General features: G+C 62.4%; 18 protein-coding genes and 1 pseudogene. 8 read left to right on the top strand and 11 right to left on the bottom strand.

The annotated features are described in order from the left end of the window. From EN852_RS43380 to EN852_RS30455, 4 genes are all read left to right on the top strand, one after another. Positions 1 to 76 (top strand): MoaD/ThiS family protein (locus tag EN852_RS43380; RefSeq protein ID WP_189348005.1); only part of this gene is annotated, 76 nt, incomplete at its 5' end. 1 nt (position 77) lies between these two features. Further along, on the top strand, positions 78 to 851 hold the full coding sequence (locus tag EN852_RS30465; RefSeq protein ID WP_126101881.1) for a thiazole synthase: 774 nt from the start codon (positions 78 to 80) through the stop codon (positions 849 to 851). Then, positions 848 to 1,453: a thiamine phosphate synthase gene (locus EN852_RS30460; RefSeq protein WP_126101882.1), complete on the top strand. Its 606-nt coding sequence runs from the start codon at positions 848 to 850 to the stop codon at positions 1,451 to 1,453. The genes EN852_RS30465 and EN852_RS30460 overlap by 4 nt, the downstream gene beginning before the upstream one ends. After that, entirely contained in the window at positions 1,444 to 2,205 is a 762-nt protein-coding gene (locus EN852_RS30455; protein WP_126101883.1) for a hydroxymethylpyrimidine/phosphomethylpyrimidine kinase, read from the top strand. Before EN852_RS30460 ends, EN852_RS30455 begins: the two co-directional genes overlap by 10 nt. Positions 2,206 to 2,881: 676 nt before the next feature. On the opposite strand, the gene pmtA is transcribed toward EN852_RS30455, so the two are convergent. From pmtA to EN852_RS30435, 4 genes and pseudogenes are all read right to left on the bottom strand, one after another. Then, positions 2,882 to 3,478, bottom strand: coding sequence for a phospholipid N-methyltransferase PmtA (pmtA, locus tag EN852_RS30450; protein ID WP_126102846.1), 597 nt, complete (start codon positions 3,476 to 3,478; stop codon positions 2,882 to 2,884). Between the two features lie 76 nt (positions 3,479 to 3,554). Then, positions 3,555 to 4,445, bottom strand: a complete 891-nt coding sequence (gene panC, locus EN852_RS30445; RefSeq protein WP_126101884.1) for a pantoate--beta-alanine ligase — start codon at positions 4,443 to 4,445, stop codon at positions 3,555 to 3,557. Then, positions 4,442 to 5,286: pseudogene (gene panB, locus EN852_RS30440) on the bottom strand (3-methyl-2-oxobutanoate hydroxymethyltransferase). The gene panC and the pseudogene panB overlap by 4 nt, the downstream one beginning before the upstream one ends. A 256-nt stretch (positions 5,287 to 5,542) precedes the next feature. After that, complete coding sequence (locus tag EN852_RS30435) at positions 5,543 to 6,322, bottom strand: phosphodiesterase (protein WP_126101885.1); 780 nt, start codon at positions 6,320 to 6,322, stop codon at positions 5,543 to 5,545. Positions 6,323 to 7,277: 955 nt separating this feature from the next. Between EN852_RS30435 and EN852_RS30425 the strand changes: the two genes are divergently transcribed. Beyond that, on the top strand, positions 7,278 to 7,583 hold the full coding sequence (locus EN852_RS30425) for an AlpA family phage regulatory protein (RefSeq protein ID WP_348628167.1): 306 nt from the start codon (positions 7,278 to 7,280) through the stop codon (positions 7,581 to 7,583). On the opposite strand, the gene EN852_RS30420 is transcribed toward EN852_RS30425, so the two are convergent. From EN852_RS30420 to EN852_RS30400, 5 genes are all read right to left on the bottom strand, one after another. Further along, positions 7,564 to 8,817, bottom strand: coding sequence for a site-specific integrase (locus EN852_RS30420; protein WP_126101887.1), 1,254 nt, complete (start codon positions 8,815 to 8,817; stop codon positions 7,564 to 7,566). The two genes, EN852_RS30425 and EN852_RS30420, sit on opposite strands and share 20 nt — an antisense overlap. 316 nt (positions 8,818 to 9,133) lie before the next feature. Continuing rightward, positions 9,134 to 10,711, bottom strand: a complete 1,578-nt coding sequence (gene guaA, locus EN852_RS30415; protein ID WP_127879595.1) for a glutamine-hydrolyzing GMP synthase — start codon at positions 10,709 to 10,711, stop codon at positions 9,134 to 9,136. A 70-nt stretch (positions 10,712 to 10,781) separates the two neighbouring features. Beyond that, the gene (locus tag EN852_RS30410) at positions 10,782 to 11,423 is read right to left on the bottom strand and encodes a 5'-methylthioadenosine/S-adenosylhomocysteine nucleosidase (RefSeq protein WP_127879593.1); all 642 of its coding nucleotides are present in this window, start codon (positions 11,421 to 11,423) and stop codon (positions 10,782 to 10,784) included. A 144-nt stretch (positions 11,424 to 11,567) separates the two neighbouring features. Further along, positions 11,568 to 12,026 (bottom strand): PaaI family thioesterase, encoded by a 459-nt coding sequence (locus EN852_RS30405; protein ID WP_040997552.1) that lies wholly within the window; start codon positions 12,024 to 12,026, stop codon positions 11,568 to 11,570. A 94-nt stretch (positions 12,027 to 12,120) separates the two neighbouring features. Beyond that, the gene (locus EN852_RS30400) at positions 12,121 to 13,410 is read right to left on the bottom strand and encodes an RsmB/NOP family class I SAM-dependent RNA methyltransferase (protein ID WP_127879591.1); all 1,290 of its coding nucleotides are present in this window, start codon (positions 13,408 to 13,410) and stop codon (positions 12,121 to 12,123) included. A gap of 333 nt (positions 13,411 to 13,743) precedes the next feature. Here EN852_RS30400 and EN852_RS30395 point away from each other — a divergent pair, with 333 nt between their 5' ends. After that, positions 13,744 to 14,421, top strand: coding sequence for an aquaporin (locus EN852_RS30395; RefSeq protein ID WP_127879589.1), 678 nt, complete (start codon positions 13,744 to 13,746; stop codon positions 14,419 to 14,421). Positions 14,422 to 14,486: 65 nt separating this feature from the next. Here EN852_RS30395 and katG read toward each other — a convergent pair whose 3' ends face one another. Then, complete coding sequence (katG, locus tag EN852_RS30390) at positions 14,487 to 16,694, bottom strand: catalase/peroxidase HPI (protein WP_127879587.1); 2,208 nt, start codon at positions 16,692 to 16,694, stop codon at positions 14,487 to 14,489. A 174-nt stretch (positions 16,695 to 16,868) separates the two neighbouring features. On the opposite strand from katG, the gene EN852_RS30385 reads away from it, so the two are divergent. Next, entirely contained in the window at positions 16,869 to 17,777 is a 909-nt protein-coding gene (locus EN852_RS30385) for a hydrogen peroxide-inducible genes activator (RefSeq protein ID WP_127867307.1), read from the top strand. Positions 17,778 to 17,829: 52 nt separating this feature from the next. On the opposite strand, the gene EN852_RS30380 is transcribed toward EN852_RS30385, so the two are convergent. Then, positions 17,830 to 18,765: a calcium:proton antiporter gene (locus EN852_RS30380; RefSeq protein WP_348643491.1), complete on the bottom strand. Its 936-nt coding sequence runs from the start codon at positions 18,763 to 18,765 to the stop codon at positions 17,830 to 17,832. Here EN852_RS30380 and EN852_RS42600 point away from each other — a divergent pair. Continuing rightward, positions 18,659 to 18,904 carry a hypothetical protein gene (locus EN852_RS42600; protein WP_246694457.1) on the top strand — a complete coding sequence of 82 codons (246 nt, stop codon included), beginning with the start codon at positions 18,659 to 18,661 and terminating at the stop codon, positions 18,902 to 18,904. The genes EN852_RS30380 and EN852_RS42600 overlap by 107 nt on opposite strands. The last annotated feature ends 34 nt before the right edge of the window (positions 18,905 to 18,938 follow it).

Here is an 18,938-nt window from a genome sequence, read left to right as displayed (position 1 = left end):
CAAAGCCAACCGCGCGGAGTTCCAGTTGAGCGACGGCGACCGGATCGAAATCCTCTCGCCCATGCAGGGCGGCTAGCATGTTGGAGCTTTATGGAACCGAGCTTTCGTCGCGCCTGCTTCTCGGCACGGCTCAGTATCCTTCGCCGGCCATCCTTGCCGATGCAGTCAAGGCATCGGGCACGTCGGTGGTGACCGTCTCGTTGCGGCGTGAGATGGCGGGCGGTAGGGCCGGCGAACAATTCTGGTCGTTGATCCGCTCGCTGGGCGCCAGAATCCTGCCCAATACCGCCGGCTGCCTTTCCGTCAAGGAAGCCGTCACCACCGCGAAAATGGCGCGCGAGGTCTTCGGCACCAACTGGATCAAGCTCGAAGTGATTGGCAATCACGACACGCTACAGCCGGATGTGTTCGGTCTGGTTGAAGCCGCCCGCATCCTGTGCGAAGACGGTTTTGCGGTATTCCCTTACACCACCGACGACCTTATTGTCGCAGAGCGGCTGCTTGCGGCGGGCTGCAAGGTCTTGATGCCCTGGTGCGCACCGATCGGTTCCGCCCTCGGGCCGATCAACATCATGGCGCTGCGCTCGATGCGCGGATATTTCCCTGGCGTCCCGCTGATTGTGGATGCGGGGCTCGGACGGCCGTCGCACGCGGCCACCGTCATGGAACTCGGCTTTGACGCCGTGCTCCTGAACACAGCAGTCGCCAAGGCGGCATATCCGGTCGGCATGGCGCGTGCTTTCGGTAAGGCGGTCGAAGCCGGTCGTGAAGCCCACGCATCGGGTCTTCTCGAGCCGCGCGACGTCGCCGTGCCATCGACGCCGACGATCGGCAGGGCCGTTCTTTCATGAATCTCGATCCCTTCTACCTAATCGTCGACAGCGCCACCTGGATCGAAAGGTTGGCGCCGCTCGGCGTCAAGCTGGTTCAGCTTCGCATCAAAACGATGGATGAAACCGGGCTGCGCGCGGAGATCCGCAGGTCGAAGGCCTTGTGTGTCCAACACAAAAGCCAGCTCATCATCAATGATCATTGGCGGCTGGCGATCGAGGAAGGCTGCGACTTCGTTCATCTCGGCCAAGAGGATTTGCAGACCGCCGACCTCTCGCGGATAAGGGCGGCCGGTGTAAGGCTCGGACTGAGCACCCATGATGATATCGAACTGGAAACGGCTATGGCCGCCAGGCCCGACTATATCGCGCTCGGCCCCATCTATCCAACCATTCTGAAGAAGATGAAATGGGCGCCGCAAGGGGTCGAACGGATCAGCGGATGGAAGCGCCGGGTCGCACCGGTTCCTTTGGTCGCCATTGGTGGCCTCAACCCTGACCGACTCGACGGTGTCTTTGCGGCCGGTGCGGACAGCGCGGCGGTGGTCACCGACATCACATTGAATGCCGATCCCCAAGCGCGCACGCGAGAATGGATCGAAAAGACAGATCGATGGCGCTGAGGCGAGAACCGCATGTGCTTGTCGTCGGCGGATCCGACTCCAGCGGCGGAGCCGGAATTGCGCGCGACATCGAAACGATCTCTTCGATTGGCGTGCGGACATGCCTTGCGGTCACCGCGCTGACGGTGCAGACGCACGAAGCCGTCATGGAAATCCATCCTTCGCAACCCCGCCTGGTGGCCGATCAGATGCGCGCCGCGCTGCAAGCCAACGAGGTGGCTGCCGTCAAGATCGGCATGCTGGCGACGGCCGAGATCATCGTTGCCGTTGCCGCAGTGCTGCGCGAGAATCCGCAGGTGCCGGCGATACTGGACCCGGTGCTGGCCTCGACATCAGGCCGGACGCTTCTGGAAGCCGGCGCCACCGCCGTCATGAAGCGGAATCTGATGCCGCTTTGCCGCCTGGTCACACCCAACCTCATCGAGCTGGCGCTCCTGGTTGGCTCGGAACTGGCAGTGGATGACGACGGCGCACTGTTGCAAGGCCACGAATTGCTGGCGGCCGGAGCGCAGGCCCTGCTGATCAAGGGCGGCCATGCATCGGGACCTCGATCAACCGATATTCTGTTGCGCCACGATCAAGAACCAATCCGCTTCGACACACCGCGTCTGGCTACGTCGATGCGCGGGACGGGATGCATGCTGGCCAGTGCGATTGCGGCGCATATGGCGAATGCGAGCCCACTCGAAGACGGCGTGCGCGAAGGCAAGCTGTTTGTTTTCGGGAAACTGCAGAAGAATGCAGCCATGTGAGTGATCGCTTTTGCGCCGATCACTCGCAAGAGCTGGACTGGCGACCACGCTTGTCCAACGAAAACGAGTTCAGGAGCTTTGCAAGGACCGGAAGAGCTGTCCCCTTTTTTCGGCATCTGCGGAAAAGTCTTTCAGCCAAACCCGACTATTATGGTCTTCCTGTCGTATTTCTGAATGCCATTGCACGGTAGAGTGACTGGACTTCATCGCATTCGTGGCACGGGAAGGGCAGCCGGCCATCGTACAAGCTGAGGCACCACAAGACGGCGCAGACCGTCACGCTCTAAAGAAGACGTCACTTTCCAGGGGAATCTTCATCAGGGGTCCGGCAATCGGGAGGTTCGGCCGGGTGAATGGACGACGGCTATGACTCGCTCAGGAGATAGATGGCACGATCCGGGCCAGGCACCTGCACGGATCGCCTCCCAAAAATGGCAGGCCGGTCCCGGTACCGAGACGCCGTCTCGAGATTTTCGCGGCCGTGGTGGCTTCGCCGTCTGTCGACCGCAGGGCGATGGGTGTAGCAGATGAGTGTGCGCCTGCCAGCGAAAGGGCATAGCGGCCTCCGCAAAACGGCGGCGGCTATAAAAAGCGCACTCGATGCGAATTTCGTCACGACCACCGCCTGTCCTGACGATTTTGCGAACGGCCCGCCGTCCTCGCGCGTCCCGCTCCGTCAGACTGCTCGTCGGTAAGTCCACAGCTGTGCGGGCGGGATGTTGCGGACGACGAAATCATAGTGGGACACGACATAGCGGTCGGGCATTTTGATCACCGGCGACAACGGTCCGTAAGTGATCTGAATCACAGGTCTTCCAGCAGGAATGCGGGCCAGCAAATCCTCAAGCAGGCCGACACGCTGTTCCATTGGAAAGCTCAACAGCGGCACCGCACTTATCACACAGTCGAATTGCTCCCCGCGCCGCTCGGCAAGCACTTCCTCCAACGCGAACGCATCGCCCAATCGAAAATCCACGCCCGGAAAGGCTCGCGTCAGGCGCTCATAGAAATCCTTGGAATACTCGACCGAAACCAGTTGTTGCGGCTTGATGCCTCTTTCCAGGATTGCCTTGGTAATGACGCCGGTTCCGGCGCCAAGTTCAAGAACCGGCAATCCGGATGCCGGATCGATGACGCTTGCCATACGACGCGCGGCATGAACGGACGTTGGCATCAGCGCGCCCACTCGTTTCTTGTCCTTCTGCCAGCCCTTGAAGAATTGCACTTCTTCTTCGAACTTCCTGCCGAGGCGCTCCTTCAATCGAAACACCATATCCACTCCCTGCTCCGGCCATTTGTCTGGGTCATTTTGACGACGCACCTTTGTACAAGCCTTGCGGCATTCTCAATCATGCGGCATTGGCTGCCGCGAGCAGCTCGCCTTGGCGCTGCCCGGGCAGAACTCCAACGTTATCGATAAGCCGCGTCCCGCCAAGCCAGGCGGCGACGATTAGGTGGGCCGGTCGATCCGCGGCGGAAAGCGGTGACAGGTCATGGTCTGCCCGTAGCTCGAGATACTCGACCTCGTCGTAACCGGCAGCGAGGATCGCTTGCCTGGCCTCGGCAAGCACAAGCTCGGCTGGCAATCCTGCCGACAATCGCCCGGCCGAAGCCGACAGGACTTCGGCGAGCCTTGGCGCTGCTAAGCGCTGTTCGGCCGAAAGCCTGACATTGCGCGACGACATTGCCAGGCCGTCGGCTTCACGGACCGTTGGACATGCTACAATCTCGATTGGAATGTCGAGATCGCGGACGAGCCGGCGAACGACGTGCAGTTGCTGGAAATCCTTCTCGCCGAAGAAGGCGAGATCAGCACGCGTCTGTAGAAAGAGCTTGGCGACGACGGTTGCCACGCCGTCGAAATGGCCCGGACGGAACGCGCCGCACAGGCCATCGCTCACCCCACTGACTGAGATCGTGGTGGCGAAATCTTCCGGATACATGTCCGCTGCATTTGGCGCGTAGAGCAGATGAGCGCCGAGCGGCGCAAGCTTGGCGGCATCGTCATGCTCAGTGCGCGGGTAGGCCACGAGATCGGCCGCGCTGTTAAACTGTTTCGGGTTGACGAAGAGCGTCACGATAACCCGGTCCGCCTTGGCGAGCGCGGCACGCACCAGGCTCAGATGGCCTTCATGCAAGGCACCCATGGTCGGCACGACAGCGACCTTGAGGCCATTCTGCCGCCATGCGGCCACAGCCATGCGCAACTCGGCGACGGTTCGTGCGATCGGAATGCTCATGCGCCTTCTCCACCATTGACCGTCCTTGGCGCATCGCCGAACAGATGCTCGGCGGCTGGAAAGCGGCGGTCGCGCACTTCCTGCGCATAGACCGCAATCGCCTCCCCGGCGATCTCACTGAGTTCGGCATAGCGCTTGACGAATTTGGGCCGGAAGTCGCCGAAGATGCCCAACATGTCGTCGACGACGAGAATCTGCCCGTCACAGGCCGCCGAGGCGCCGATACCGATCGTCGGGATCGCTACCTCTGCGGTGATCCGGCCGGCGAGCACCTCCGGGACCTTCTCCAGCACCAGCGCGAATGCCCCCGCTTCGCTCACGGCAAGCGCGTCGGCCGCGACGCGCTCGGCATCACCGCCTCTGCCCTGCACGCGGTAGCCGCCGAAGGTATTGACCGCCTGAGGCGTCAAGCCGACATGGCCCATGACTGGCACGCCGCGTGCAGCCAGGAAGCGGATCGTCTCGGCCATTGCCTCGCCACCTTCGAGCTTGACCGCCGCGCAGCCGGTTTCCGTCATGACACGTGCAGCATTGCGGAAGGCTTGCTCGGGGCCTTCCTCGTAGGAGCCGAACGGCATGTCGACGAGCATCAGCGCCTGCTCGAGGCCGCGGCGCACGGCCTGGCCGTGCATGATCATCATCTCAAGCGTCACGCCCAGCGTCGACGGGAAGCCGTGCAGCACCATGCCGACGCTGTCGCCGACGAGAACAATGTCACAATGCTGATCAACGAGCTTTGCGATCGCGTGGTATAGGCCGTCAGGCAGACGAGCGGAGTGCCACCCTTCCGGGAACGAATATCCGGCGGTGTGATCGCCTTGGTGTTAGCAACCGCACTCAACAAGGGCTCCTTCCCCAACGTTACCAACTATGGGTGCCGCGTTTGGCACATTTTTGTGCAGGTGCGAAGAGTAAATTCGCGATTGCGAGAAGATGACGCGCCGACATTCATCGTCAGAACCAATCAAATCGGTTTAGCTGTTTCCGCAGCTATCTCTGCCAACTCCAGGCAGTTCGGGAGCCAAGGTCAACGAGCCAATACGGGTCAGTTCCTCGGCGTCGATGCGACGACGCCGTCACAATCGAAAATGACCAGTTCATGAGATTTCTGCTGCTTCATTGGTCACCCCCGGGAAAGGACCTGCGGGCGAGATTTCAACCACATTCCTGTCGCTGACCTCGAAACGGTGCACGAGCACGCCATCGTCGTCGATCAGCGCGACGTCAAAAGCCGGCGCATCCTCGACAAAGTCTGCGTCCCTGCGCGCGAAGTGCGGAATGATTTGATGCGCAACGCCGCGGATGGCGCTGAAGGGAATGCCGCTCCAGGTGCCGCCAACATCAACGTGCACATGGCCGTGAAAAATGTGCCGGACATTGCCGGCGGCGGCGATCGCCCGCATGAGCTCTTGCCAGTTCTGCATGTTCCAAGGCTCGAAATGCGGCAGGCCGATCGGCTGCAGCGGATGATGGGCGAAGAGATAGGCAGGCGTTTTCTGTTCCTCGGCCAAGCGCGCCAGCAGCCATTCGAGCCGGCCCTGATCCAAAGCACCATGACCGAAGCCTTCCACCAATGTATCGAGAAAAATGAGGCGCCCGGCAGTCCCGTCTTGGACCGACTGAATGAAGCCATTCGCATCGCGTGGCTCTTCAGGAAATGCGCGAATAAAATTCTCGCGCCTGTCGTGATTGCCGAGCAGAAGGCGGGCGGGCACCCGCAGTTCCTGCAGCGCCTCGCGCAACAGGACGTAGGAGGCGAAATCGCCCTCGTCGGTGAGATCGCCAGTCACGACGCAAAGCTCGGCGTCGGCATGATCGCGGCTGATGCGCTCAATGGTCTTGCGAAGCCGTTGGGCAGGATCGAAGCCGAAGAGCATGGCGCGTTACCCAATTGCCCCTCACAGTCGCTTTCGAGCGATTTCGGCTGAGAGCAGAATGAAGGTTGGGCGCCACGTGCGGCTCGACATGGTAGCAGCCGTACGCAGCCAATATGCTCGCCTCCTTGGTCTCCGACGCTATTTTTCTGCCGACGCATGCGCGAGCCTTCCCGCCGGTTCGAGGGGCCGCCGATCACTGCCGCGGGCCGAACGCGCTTGACAAGATAGGGCGCGTTCACGCGGCCTTGAAAGGCACTGCCTCGGCCTGTTCAGCGCCCGTCTCTAAAGAAACTGCATGACGCCGCGCTCCAAGCGTCTTGTGGGTAAATCTCTAGTCGTGACGATCATTGCAGTCGTCCGCGACCTTCGGCCTGTCGTTTACGGCAATTGCGTCGTCACCGCATCGATTAAAATTGTCCGTGCAAGCGAGCGAGCAAGTCACCGGGTTTGGCCTGACTTCACCAGCAAGGTTGTCATTAGCCGGTGAATTTAGCGACGGTTAAAATACGAGTTTTTCGAATTGACGGGCGTTAGTTTTCAAATGCTACCCGTGCTGCATGGACGGTGGTGGTAGAATATGCGCGGCCTGGGTTGGATTAGAAGGATACGGCAGGATGAAGCTCAGCAGATGCGAGATCGTATCGCTCTGTTAGAATGCGAACTGATCATTGCTGCCTCCTCCAGAGGCAAATCCAATTTGCTGAACGCAGGGCATGAGCTTCGTTCGCAGAAGGCTCGGTTGGAGCGCCTCGAACATTGCATAGCCTCGATGTCTAAACGGCCCTAGTGCTGCTCCCGAGGACCGCCTGCTGGTCAAGGACGGCGATGTGGTCGCAATTGGGGGCTATATCGGAAATGGGGCAGACACGCGACCATGCGCTCCCACGGAGCCTTTCCGGTCATAAGCATGGTCAAATTGCGCAACCCTACTCAACCTGAAAGCTGCCAACGCATAATGGAAGAGCAATCTCTTCCGGTTTTGCCGCACATTCAGGCGCGACACGTTGTGCGAACTGTGCGCCGGTCACAATTGCGAGAAATCGTCCCTTTATCGGACACGACCATCTACGAAATGGAGCAACGCGGCGAGTTCCCACGACGCTTCAATCTGACTCCCCGCTGTGTTGTTTGGGATCTAGCAGAGGTCGAGGCCTGGGTTCAGGCAAGGCGAAACGCCTCGTCTGCCGGGACTCTCGAAACCGCCCCAGGTCCAGACGTCCGGTCGCGCAAGACGAGGCCTGTCAAATCGGATCGAGAATGATTGCCGCCCCGGCAGCCGGCTGGAGTACGGGGGTGTGCTTCTTGCCCGCTGCCCAGGCCTCAACCATGTCGGCCCATTCCTGGAGCATATGACGGCGCTGCGGCTCATATTCAGCCTTGTTATAGACACCGCGCGAAGTGCGGCTGTCTTCGTGAGCAAGGCATTTCTCGATCCAGTCGCGATTGAATCCGATCTCGTTTAGGATTGTCGAGCCAGTCCGCCGTAGGTCGTGCACTGTAAAGGGCGCAAGCGGCATTTCTTGTCTTTTTGCGCGGTCGACAATGGCCATTGTGACACGATTGAAGGTGGCGCGCGACATGGGTTCGTCGGCGTCATAGCGAGATGGCAGCACATATCGGGAGTTCGCTGCGCAAGTCTTGAGCGCAATCAGGATATCGAGGGATTGGCGGGACAGGTAGACGTTATGCGGCTTTTTCCGTTTCATTCGCTCTTTGGGAATGCTCCACACAGCGTTCTCAAAATCGACCTCGTCCCAAGTCGCGTCCAGCAGCTCACCCTTCCGAACCATCGTGAGCAGGATCAGCTTTAGGCCCAGCCGTATCGTCGGCAATGTTGGCACATGTTCCAACTCAGTCAGCACGATGCGGATTTCTGCTGGGGACAATGCTCGGTCTTTTGCCTCGAACGTGGCGATCGAAGCCGGTCCTACCTCGTCCGCTGGATTGGCAATCTTCTCGCCGTGCAGAATGGCATGGCCATAGATTTGCTTAACAATATCCCGGACGTGAATGGCTGTTGCCGGCGCGCCACGGTCCCGCACCTTTGCGCAGAGCGCCCGCAAGTCGCCAGCTGTTACTTCTGTGAGGAGCCTTTTGTCCCAGATTGGCAAGATGTCTCGATCGAAGATGGCCTTGCGCATTGAGCGCGTGCTATCCGCCATCTTGGCCTCCTTAAACCAGGCCCGGCCGGCATCGCCGAAGGTGGCCATTGCAGATAGGCGCCGCTTTTTACGCTGCTTTTCATGCGCCGGCGATTGTCCGGTTGCCACCATTTTTCGGGCCGCAATGCAGCGGTCACGCGCCTCTGCTAGCGAGATGCCACCCTCACCATAGCGGCCCAGCGTGACTGTCTCTCGCCTTCCATTCATTCGGTAGTCGTAGCGGAACGAGATCTGCCCGGCCGTGGACACGGTGGCGTACATACCGTCACGATCAGCAACTTTGTATATTTTGTTTTTAGGTTTCAGCTTCTTAAGTGCAATGTCGGTGAGCATGGCGAGGGCAATCCGAGCGCGTGGCCGCATATTCAGCGCCCGATTTTACCGTCATCGATTGTACCGTCAAGGTTTGAAAATTTCTCTTGTAGTTCAATAGCTTACCTAAATTTTAGCTAGCCTTCTAGGAAATCAGGCGGTGACGGTATCGGTCTCGAGCGAGAATGATGAGGAAAGCGATACCGTCAGGTCTACCGCCAAATGATTCCGCTTGCGGGCGATAGTCAGCGATAGGAAAAGAGATGAAAAAGATTACATTTCAACATGTTAAGTGGCTGGCGCCGATAGCCACCAAATGCTGGCGAACGACCGAGCTTTATTCCCACTCGATTGTGCCGGGCGGCTTCGAGGTCACGTCGTAGACGACGCGGTTGATGCCCTTGACCTCATTGATGATGCGGGTGGCGGCCGCACCCAGGAAGTTCATGTCGTAGTGGTAGAAGTCGGCCGTCATACCGTCGACCGAGGTCACGGCGCGTAGCGCGCAGACGAACTCGTAGGTGCGGCCATCGCCCATCACGCCGACGGTCTGTACCGGCAGAAGCACGGCAAAGGCCTGCCAGATGGCGTCGTAGAGGCCTGCCTTGCGGATCTCGTCGAGATAGATGGCGTCGGCCTCGCGCAGGATCTCCAGCTTCTCGCGCGTGATGCCGCCCGGGCAGCGGATGGCAAGCCCCGGGCCTGGGAAGGGATGGCGGCCGATGAAGCTCTCGGGCAGGCCGAGTTCCTTGCCGAGCGCCCTCACCTCGTCCTTGAACAGTTCGCGCAGCGGCTCGACCAGCTTCATGTTCATGCGCTCGGGCAGACCGCCGACATTGTGGTGCGACTTGATCGTCACCGACGGGCCGCCTGAGAAGGAAACGCTTTCGATGACATCGGGATAGAGCGTGCCCTGCGCCAGGAAATCGGCGCCGCCGAGCTTCTTCGCCTCTTCCTCGAACACCTCGATGAACAGGCGGCCGATGGTCTTGCGCTTCTTCTCCGGATCGGCCTCGCCTTCCAGCGCCGAGATGAAGCGGTCGGACGCATCGACCAGGATCAGCGGCAGGTTGTAGTGCTGGCGGAACATCTCCACCACGCTTTGGGCCTCGTCCTTGCGCATCAGGCCGTGGTCGACGAGGATGCAGGTCAACTGGTCGCCGATCGCCTCGTGGATCAGAAGTGCGGCGACCGAGGAGTCGACGCCGCCCGACAGCGCGCAGATGACCTTGCCCTTGCCGACCTGCTTGCGGATCAATTCCACCGCATGCTCGCGATAGGCGCGCATCGTCCAGTCGCCCTCGATGCCGGCGATGTTGTGGACGAAGTTCCTGAGCAGCCTGGCGCCGTCCGGCGTGTGCACCACTTCCGGATGGAACATGATGCCGTACATCTTGCGCTCGATATCGCCGAAGATGGCGAAGGGCGAGCTTTCCGACTTGCCGAGCACTTGGAAGCCCGGCGGCAGTTCGATGACGCGGTCGCCATGGCTCATCCACACCTGGTGGCGCTGGCCGGGCGCCCACAGGCCCTCGAACAGCGGGCTTTCCTTCTCGATCTCGACGAAGGCGCGACCGAATTCGCGGTGGTTGGAGCTTTCGGCGACGCCGCCCATCTGCACGCAAAGCACCATCTGGCCGTAGCAGATGCCGAGCACCGGCACGCCGGCGTCGAAGACGATCTGCGGCGCGCGCGGGCTGCCGATGTCGGTGGTCGAGGCCGGGCCGCCGGACAGGATCACCGCTTTCGGGTTGATGCGCTTGAAGGCCGCTTCGGCCGATTGGAACGGCACGATCTCGGAAAAGACGCCGGCCTCACGGATGCGGCGGGCGATGAGCTGCGTGAACTGGCTGCCGAAATCGATGATCAGCACAGTGTCGGGCAGTACGGTGTCGGGATGATTGGCTGTCGTCATGGCGAGCCTTTAGAGAAAGAAACGAGTCGGCGCAATGGGCTGCGCGCTGCGGCTTTCCGTCCTTTTGCGCCTATGCCAGTCGGATCGAGCCGGATTCGATCGCCTGTTCCAGCAAGCCGATGGCCGCGGCCAGCTTCTCATCGATGATGTGCAGATATTCCGTCCAGTCGTTGACATGCCTGAGATCGGCCGCGCCGTCGGAAATGCCACGGAGCCCGATCAGCGGCACGCCGAAGAGCTGGCAGGCGCGCAGGCAGGCGAAGGTCTCCATGTCGACCATGTCGGCATCGATGGCGTCATAGGCGGCGCCTGTGATGATCGCGCCGCCGGTCGAGAGCGAGGCGGTCTTGATGCCCGGGATGACGAACGGCAGCGGCACCGTCACCGGCAGGTCGAGGAAGGGCGTCGCGCCCTTCTCGAAGCCGAGCGGCGAAGCGTCCATGTCGCGATAGCTGACCGACACGGCCTGGTAGATTTCGGCCTGCTCCAGCTTGCGGCTGCCGGCTGAGCCCAGCGAGACGATCAGGTCCGGAAGCGCTCCCTCGGCTTTCAACGCCGCGAGTTCCGCGCTCAGCCGCACAGCAGCCTCGACCGGACCGACGCCGGTCATCAGCGGCGTGAACAGGTTTTTCAGATGCGGGCCGTATTCGGCCTCCGCCGCCATGACGAAGAGAACGGACTTGCCCGACAGGCGTGACACTTTGACGGTCATGGCGACTCCACCCCTGTTTGTACCACTACGAAAAGGAAAGCGGCAACGTGCCCTCGCCGCCTGCCGGCCCTTCGCTATGGCTCCGGGCGCTCGTCGCTCGAAAAGCCCATTTGGGGGCTTTTCGTCCGCTGCGCGGCCAGCTCGTCACCCCTCGATCCCGTCGCGGCCGACAACCGTCATCATGGTGCCGGTCATGGTGGCGATCAGCTTGGCCTCGCCGTCGGCGGCGAAGGCGTAGGCCTGTCCGTCGGCAACGATGATGGTGCGGCCGGGCTTGGTCACCGAGCCGCGGAACAGGAAGCGCTCGCCCCTGCCCGGCGCCAGAAGGTTCACCTTGAACTCGATGGTCAGCACGCCGGAATTTTCCGGCATCAACGAAAAGGCCGCATAGCCGCAGGCGGAATCCAAGGCGGTGGAGATGACGCCGGCATGCAGGAAACCGTGCTGCTGGGTGAGCGAAGCCGAGTAAGGCATCTCGATCTCGATGATGCCCGGCGTCACCAGGGTCAGCTCGGCGCCGATGGTGGCCATGGCTTTCTGCCGGGCAAAGGACGTCCTCACGCGTTCCTCGAAGTCGGGAGCGGGTACGATCTTGGCTGCCATGGTCTCCGCCTCACGTTTTGCTGGCGAAGCTTATTGCAGAGGCAGGCAGCACAGGCAATCTTTTATGTTGCAGCGCAGCAAAGTCGCGCGGCGCTCAGGCCGCCCTGCGCAAGGCGTGGAAATAAAACCCGTCGGTGCCACTCAGCGCCGGCGACAGCGAGATGCCACCGTTGCCGGCAATGCGCGCGGCTCCTTCATGGCCGGGGAAGCGGCTGTCCCAGAGCTGGCGATGATCGACCGGCGCAAAGCCTTCATGGCGCTCGCGGAACGCCGCGACCTGCTCGCCGTTTTCGGCGTCGAACACCGAGCAGGTGATGTAGACCAGCAAGCCGCCCGGCTTGACGAAGGCCTGGGCCGTATCGAGGATCGCCTGCTGCTCTGCCTTTCGGGCGTCGAGCTGTCGCTCGGTCAATCGCCACTTGGCGTCCGGGCGGCGACGCCAGGTACCGCTGCCGGTGCAGGGCGCGTCGATCAGCACGAGGTCCATATGCCTGGTAAGCGGCGCAAGCTCCGCCGGCTTGCTGACGACCTGGATGTTTCGGTTGTGCGAACGGCGGATGCGTTCGAAGATCGGCGCCAGCCGCACCTTCTCCGCGTCATGGGCAAAGAGCTGGCCCCGATTGTCCATCTCGGCCGACAGCGCCAGCGTCTTGCCGCCGGCGCCGGCGCAATAGTCGAGCACCTGCATGCCGGGCTCGGCGCCCGCGAGCGCTGCGGCAAGCTGCGAGCCCTCGTCCTGCACTTCGAACCAGCCTTTCTGGAAGGCGGGCTCGGCCTGAACGTTGGGGTGCCGCCCATCGCCGTCGATCGGTGGGATGCGGATGCCATGCGGCGCGATCGCCGCGGGCGCTGCACCCGTGCCCTGGAGTTCGGCCAGCACCTTGGCGCGATCGGCCTGGAGCGTGTTGACCCTGAGATCCAGCGGCGGGCGCTGGGCGAGCGCCGCGCCTTCCTCGACCCAAGCGTCGCCATAGGCCCGTTCGAGCAAAGGCGCGCACCAGTCCGGGACATCCGCCCGCACGGCGTCTGGCGCATCGGCAAGCCTGCGCTCGGTCGCCGCCTTCAACTCGCCGGCGCTGAGCAGCGGCGGTGCGAACTTGTCGCCATCGAGCGCATCGTTGAGCGACTGCGCCGTTTGCCCCCACTCCAAGAGAAGCGCGCCGAACCCGATGGCGCGCGGCGTGTCCTCGCCGAACAGCCAGCCGGCCGAGCGTTTGCGGCGCAGCGCGTCATAGACGATGTTGCCGATCGCCGCGCGATCGCCGCCGCCGGCAAAGCGATGCGACAGGCCCCAGTCGCGCAGGGCATCGGCCACCGGCCGGTGGCGCCGGCCGATATCTTCGAGAACCTCTATGGCCGCCGCCAGCCTTCCGCCCAATCGCATCCCGTTTTCCGTAGCTCCTGCAAATCGGTTCCAGCCGCTCTTAAAGCCTTTTCAGGCCAGGATTGAAACAATTCTATTCGGCTTGCCGGTGAAACAGGGTTTCAGCGCGACGCAATTTCCCCGAACGGTTTTTCCTTCGCAAGCGGTGCCGCGGGAAAAACAAGAACAAGCGATCAGAATATGAAAGGTCTCTAATGTCTTTGACTAGCGGGCGCAAGCAAGGCAGCTGGATTAACCTCTCAGCTTTCCAAGTGTTGCCGGCAGGAATACTCTTTCGGCAGTGATTCGCGACGCGGTTAACGCGGTTTCGACGGATCCTATGAGGAGAGGGCAATGAAGACTTATCTGGCAGAAGTTCTCGGCACGTTTTTGTTGGTGTTCATCGGCACGGCCTCTGTGGTCACGGGCGGTTTCGGCGGCGCGCTGCCGCTCGGACAGGAAGGCATCGGCCTGGCGTTCGGCATCGGCCTGATCGCCGCGGCCTATGCGATCGGCCCGATCTCGGGCGCGCATCTCAATCCGGCGGTGACGCTCGGCGTGTTCCTGGCGGGGCGGATGGCGGCCAAGGATGTCGTTCCCTACTGGATCGCGCAGATCGTCGGCGCCATCATCGCCTCGCTGGCGCTGTGGATTATCGTTTCCGGCCAGGCCGGCGGCCATACCGGCGGCTTCGGCGCCAATGGCTGGGATGAAACGAAATGGGGCGTGAGCTCGGCCTTCCTGTGGGAGCTGATCGGCACCTTCACCTTCGTCACCGTCATCCTCGGTGTCACCAATGCCAAGCACACAACCGCCTTCGCCGGCCTGGTCATCGGCCTGACGCTGGCCGGCCTGCACTTCGCCATCATTCCGGTCACCGGCACCTCGCTCAACCCGGCGCGCTCGATCGGCCCGGCGCTGTTTTCCGGGGGTGCTGCGCTCAGCCAACTCTGGCTGTTCATCGTCGCGCCGCTGATCGGCGGGGCGATTGCCGGCGTCGTGGCCAAGGCCGGCATCTTCGAAAAAGACTGACAGCTCCGGAGAGACGCAAAAAAGGCGCGGGCATGACCCGCGCCTTTTTCTTGGGAGGTACGACCTTACTTCGCGATGTCGAAGCGGTCGGCGTTCATCACCTTCGTCCATGCCTTGACGAAGTCCTTGACGAATTTCGCCTTGGCGTCGCTTGAACCATAGACCTCGGAGAGCGCGCGCAGCTGCGCGTGCGAGCCGAAGAGGAGGTCGGCGCGGGTGCCGGTCCACTTCACTTCCCTGGTCTTGCGGTCGCGCGCTTCGTAGACTTCATCGGAACCCGGCTCGGAGCCGGCCGCCGGATCCCAGACGGTCGCCATCGAGAGCAGGTTGACGAAGAAGTCGTTGGTGAGCTGGCCTGGCCTGTCGGTAAGGACGCCGTGCTTCGAGCCGCCGGCATTGGCGCCGAGCACGCGCAAGCCGCCGACCAGCACGGTCATTTCCGGCGCCGTCAGCGTCAGCAGCTGGGCGCGGTCGACCAGCATCGCCTCGACCGACATCGGCAGCCTGCCGCGGGCATAGTTGCGAAAGCCGTCGACCTTCGGCTCCAGCGGCGCGAAGGAGTGGACATCCGTCTGCTCCTGCGAAGCATCCATGCGGCCAGGCCTGAAGGGCACCTTTACTTCGTTGCCACCGTCTTTCGCCGCCTTCTCGACCGCGGCGGCGCCGCCGAGCACGATGAGGTCGGCCAGCGAGACCTTCTTATCGCCGCTCTGAGCCGCATTGAACTCCTTCTGGATCGTTTCGAGCTTGCCGAGCACCTTGGCGAGCTGAGCCGGCTCGTTGACCTCCCAGTCCTTCTGCGGCGCCAGACGGATACGGGCGCCATTGGCGCCGCCGCGCTTGTCGGAGCCGCGGAAGGTCGAGGCCGAGGCCCAGGCGGTCGAGACCAGCTCGGAAACCGAGAGGCCGGAGGCCAGGATCTTGGCCTTGAGCGACGCAATGTCGGCTTCGCTCACCAGCTCGTGGTCGATGGCGGGGATCGGATCCTGCCAGATCAGCTCTTCCTTCGGCACGAGCGGGCCGAGATAGCGCACGACCGGACCCATGTCGCGATGGGTGAGCTTGAACCAGGCGCGGGCGAAGGCGTCTGCGAACTGGTCCGGGTTCTGGTGGAACCGGCGCGATATCTTTTCATAGGCCGGGTCGAAACGCAGCGCGAGGTCGGTGGTGAGCATGGCCGGCGCGTGGCGCTTGGAGGGATTGTGCGCGTCCGGAACCGTGCCGGCGCCGGCGCCACCTTTCGGCGTCCACTGATGGGCGCCGGCCGGGCTCTTCGTCAGCTCCCATTCATAGTTGAACAGGTTGTCGAAGAAGTTGTTGCTCCACTTGGTCGGCGTCGTCGTCCAGGTGACCTCGAGACCGGAGGTAATGGCGTCGCCGGCGATGCCGGATGCATATTTGCTCGACCAGCCGAGGCCCTGCGCCTCGATGCCGGCGCCTTCCGGCTCGGCGCCCACCAACGAGGCGTCGCCCGCGCCATGCGTCTTGCCGAAGGTGTGGCCGCCGGCGATCAGCGCTACAGTCTCTTCGTCGTTCATCGCCATGCGGCCGAAGGTCTCGCGGATGTCACGCGCCGCGGCGACCGGGTCCGGCTTTCCGTTCGGGCCTTCCGGGTTGACGTAGATCAGGCCCATCTGCACGGCACCGAGATGGCCGCGAAGCTCACGATCGCCCGAATAGCGCTCGTCGCCGAGCCACTTCGCTTCGGAGCCCCAGTCTACATCCTGCTCCGGTTCCCAGACATCGGCGCGGCCGCCGGCGAAGCCGAAGGTCTTGAAGCCCATCGATTCCAGCGCGACGTTGCCGGTGAGGATCAGAAGGTCGGCCCAGGAGATCTTGCGGCCGTATTTCTGCTTGACCGGCCACAGCAGCCGGCGCGCCTTGTCGAGATTGGCGTTGTCCGGCCAGCTGTTCAGCGGCGCGAAACGCTGCTGACCGGCACCGGCGCCGCCGCGGCCGTCGCCGATGCGATAGGTGCCGGCGCTGTGCCAGGCCATGCGGATGAAGAGCGGCCCGTAATGGCCGAAGTCGGCCGGCCACCAGTCCTGCGAATCCGTCATGACCTTGTGCAGGTCCTTGATCACCGCATCGAGGTCGAGGCTCGCGAACTCCTTGGCGTAGTCGAAATCTTCACCCATCGGGTCCGACAGATTCGACTGCTGGTGGAGCACGGAAAGGTCGAGCTGGTTCGGCCACCAGTCGCGGTTGGTCCGTGCGGATCCATGCGCCACCGGGCATTTGCCAGCGCTGTTGTCGTCGGTTTTCGCGTCCATCTTGGGTCTCCCGATTCTGCCGAGGTTTTGCCGTGGTTGAATTTTGCCGAGGTTGATTTTCCCGGAATTTCCGGGGGCAGCCATTGGCCGCGCCAACCTGGAATGATTCCAGACTAGGCCGGCCAGCCGATAAAGACAAATTGCCTTTCCTGTTTCATTTGATAGGATTTTCTTATGATTGGCCTCACTGTCCGGCAAATGCAATATTTCGACGCTCTGGCGCAGACGCTGCATTTCGGCCGCGCCGCGAAGCTTGCCGGCGTCAGCCAGCCGGCGCTTTCCGCGCAGATCGCCGAAATGGAAGAGCGGCTGAACTGCCTGTTGTTCGAGCGCGGCGGCAAGACGGTGCGCATGACCGACGAGGCGCTTGCCCTGCAGCCGCGTATCGAGCGCATTCTGGCCGACATACGTGATGTCGAGACGACTGCCCGGCGCGGCCGCCCGAGCATGGAAGGACGTTTCCGGCTGGGCATCATCCCGACCGTCGCGCCCTACCTGCTGCCGCATGTGCTCCCGGAGCTGAAAAGGCACTACCCTTCCCTCCAACTCGAGCTGCGCGAGGCGGTGACCGCGTCGCTGGTCGAGGACGCGACGTCCGGCCGGCTCGACGCCTTCATCGCGGCGTTGCCGCTCGATCAGCCGGCGATCGTCACCGAAGGGCTTTTTCCCGACCGCTTCTTCCTCGCCGTTCCCGCCGGCGATCCGGCCTTCGCCTCGCCGCCGGTACCGCCCGAAAGCCCGGCGCTGGAGCGGCTGATGCTCTTGGAGGAAGGCCACTGCCTGCGCGAGCAGGCCTTGGCCGTCTGCGGCAATGTGCGGCCAGTGGCGATGGCAAGCTATGGCGCGACCAGCCTCACCACGCTCCTGCAGATGGTGGCGCATGGGCTCGGCGTCACCCTGGTGCCGGAAATGGCGGCAAGTGCCGCCGGCGTCATGCCGGATCTGAGGATCGTGCCGTTCCAGGAGCCGATGCCGCAACGCATGATCTGCATGGCCTGGCGGAAGAACAAGGTGCGCCAGGACGAGTGCGTGGAACTGGCGCGGATCATACGCGGGCTGGATCGGGCGGTGCTTGCGGCGTGAGGCACCATTCGAGGTGTCTCCATTCCGCGCCTGAGGGTCGGCGTGACAAATTTCACGGCACGAAGATCAGAAACACATAGGTGAAAAACACCACGATATGGACCATTCCCGTCAGGAATGTCGTTCTTTCGGTGCTGAAGCTGACGCTGCATATGAAAAGGGCCAGGGCCAAAAGCACGGCATCGGAGGCCGGAAGCCCGAGCGTCAGTCCTCTGCCCGTCAGCAGGCTGGCGGCGGCGACGGCCGGTATCGTCAAGCCGATCGTGGCGCAGGCCGAGCCCATCGCGACGTTCAGGCTTCGCTGCAGCTCATTCTTGAACGAGGCGCGGATCGCCGAGATGGCCTCCGGCATCAAAACCAGTGCCGCGATCAACGCCCCCACAATGCTGTCGGCCTGGGTCACCTGATAAGCGGCGAGCGCGTCCTCCACGCTTGCTGCCACCTGCTCGGCGAGCAGGACTATGCCGATGAGCCCGCTCGCCAGCAGCAGGGCGCTGACGGAAATGCTGTCGTGGGAGGCGGTTCGCATCGGCCCGTCGTGCGCCTGTCCCTGAACGAAGTCCTCCCGGTGACGGACGGTCTGGGCGAACACGAAGCTCGCATAGAGCAGCACCGAAAGAACGCTGACGAAACCAAGCTGAGCCGCCGAAAACGTGCCGGGATCCGTGGCTTTTGTGTAGGTCGGCAGAATAAGCGTCATCACGGTCAGCGCGATCAGAACCGACAGGTAAGCGCTGGTGCCTTGCCGAAGGATCGCCTGCTTGCGATAGCGCCAGCCGCCAAGCGTGAGACATATGCCGACGACACCGGTGGAGGTGATCATCACCGTCGAGAAGACGGACTCGCGCGCCAGTGTCGGATTGTTTGCTCCATGCAGCATCATGGAGACGATGATCGACACTTCTATTGCCGTCACCGCAAAGGTCAGCACCAATGTTCCGTATGGCTCCCCTACGCGCCGGGCCACCGCCTCGGCGTGGTCGAGCACGACGAAAATGGTGGTGAACATGATCGCGCTCGAAAGCGCTCCGACGAGTATCCTGACGTTCAGCGACCCTTCGTCAACCGAAAGGCCGCTGGCCCTGACCGCGAGCGCCATCGCCAGCGCGGCCAACGGCATCGTGTAGGACGTCACCGACCGGGTGTAAGCAGTCATCCAAG

Source organism: Mesorhizobium sp. M2E.F.Ca.ET.209.01.1.1, from assembly GCF_004010375.2.
Taxonomy (GTDB): domain Bacteria; phylum Pseudomonadota; class Alphaproteobacteria; order Rhizobiales; family Rhizobiaceae; genus Mesorhizobium.
This window is presented reverse-complemented; position numbering and strand designations above follow the sequence as displayed.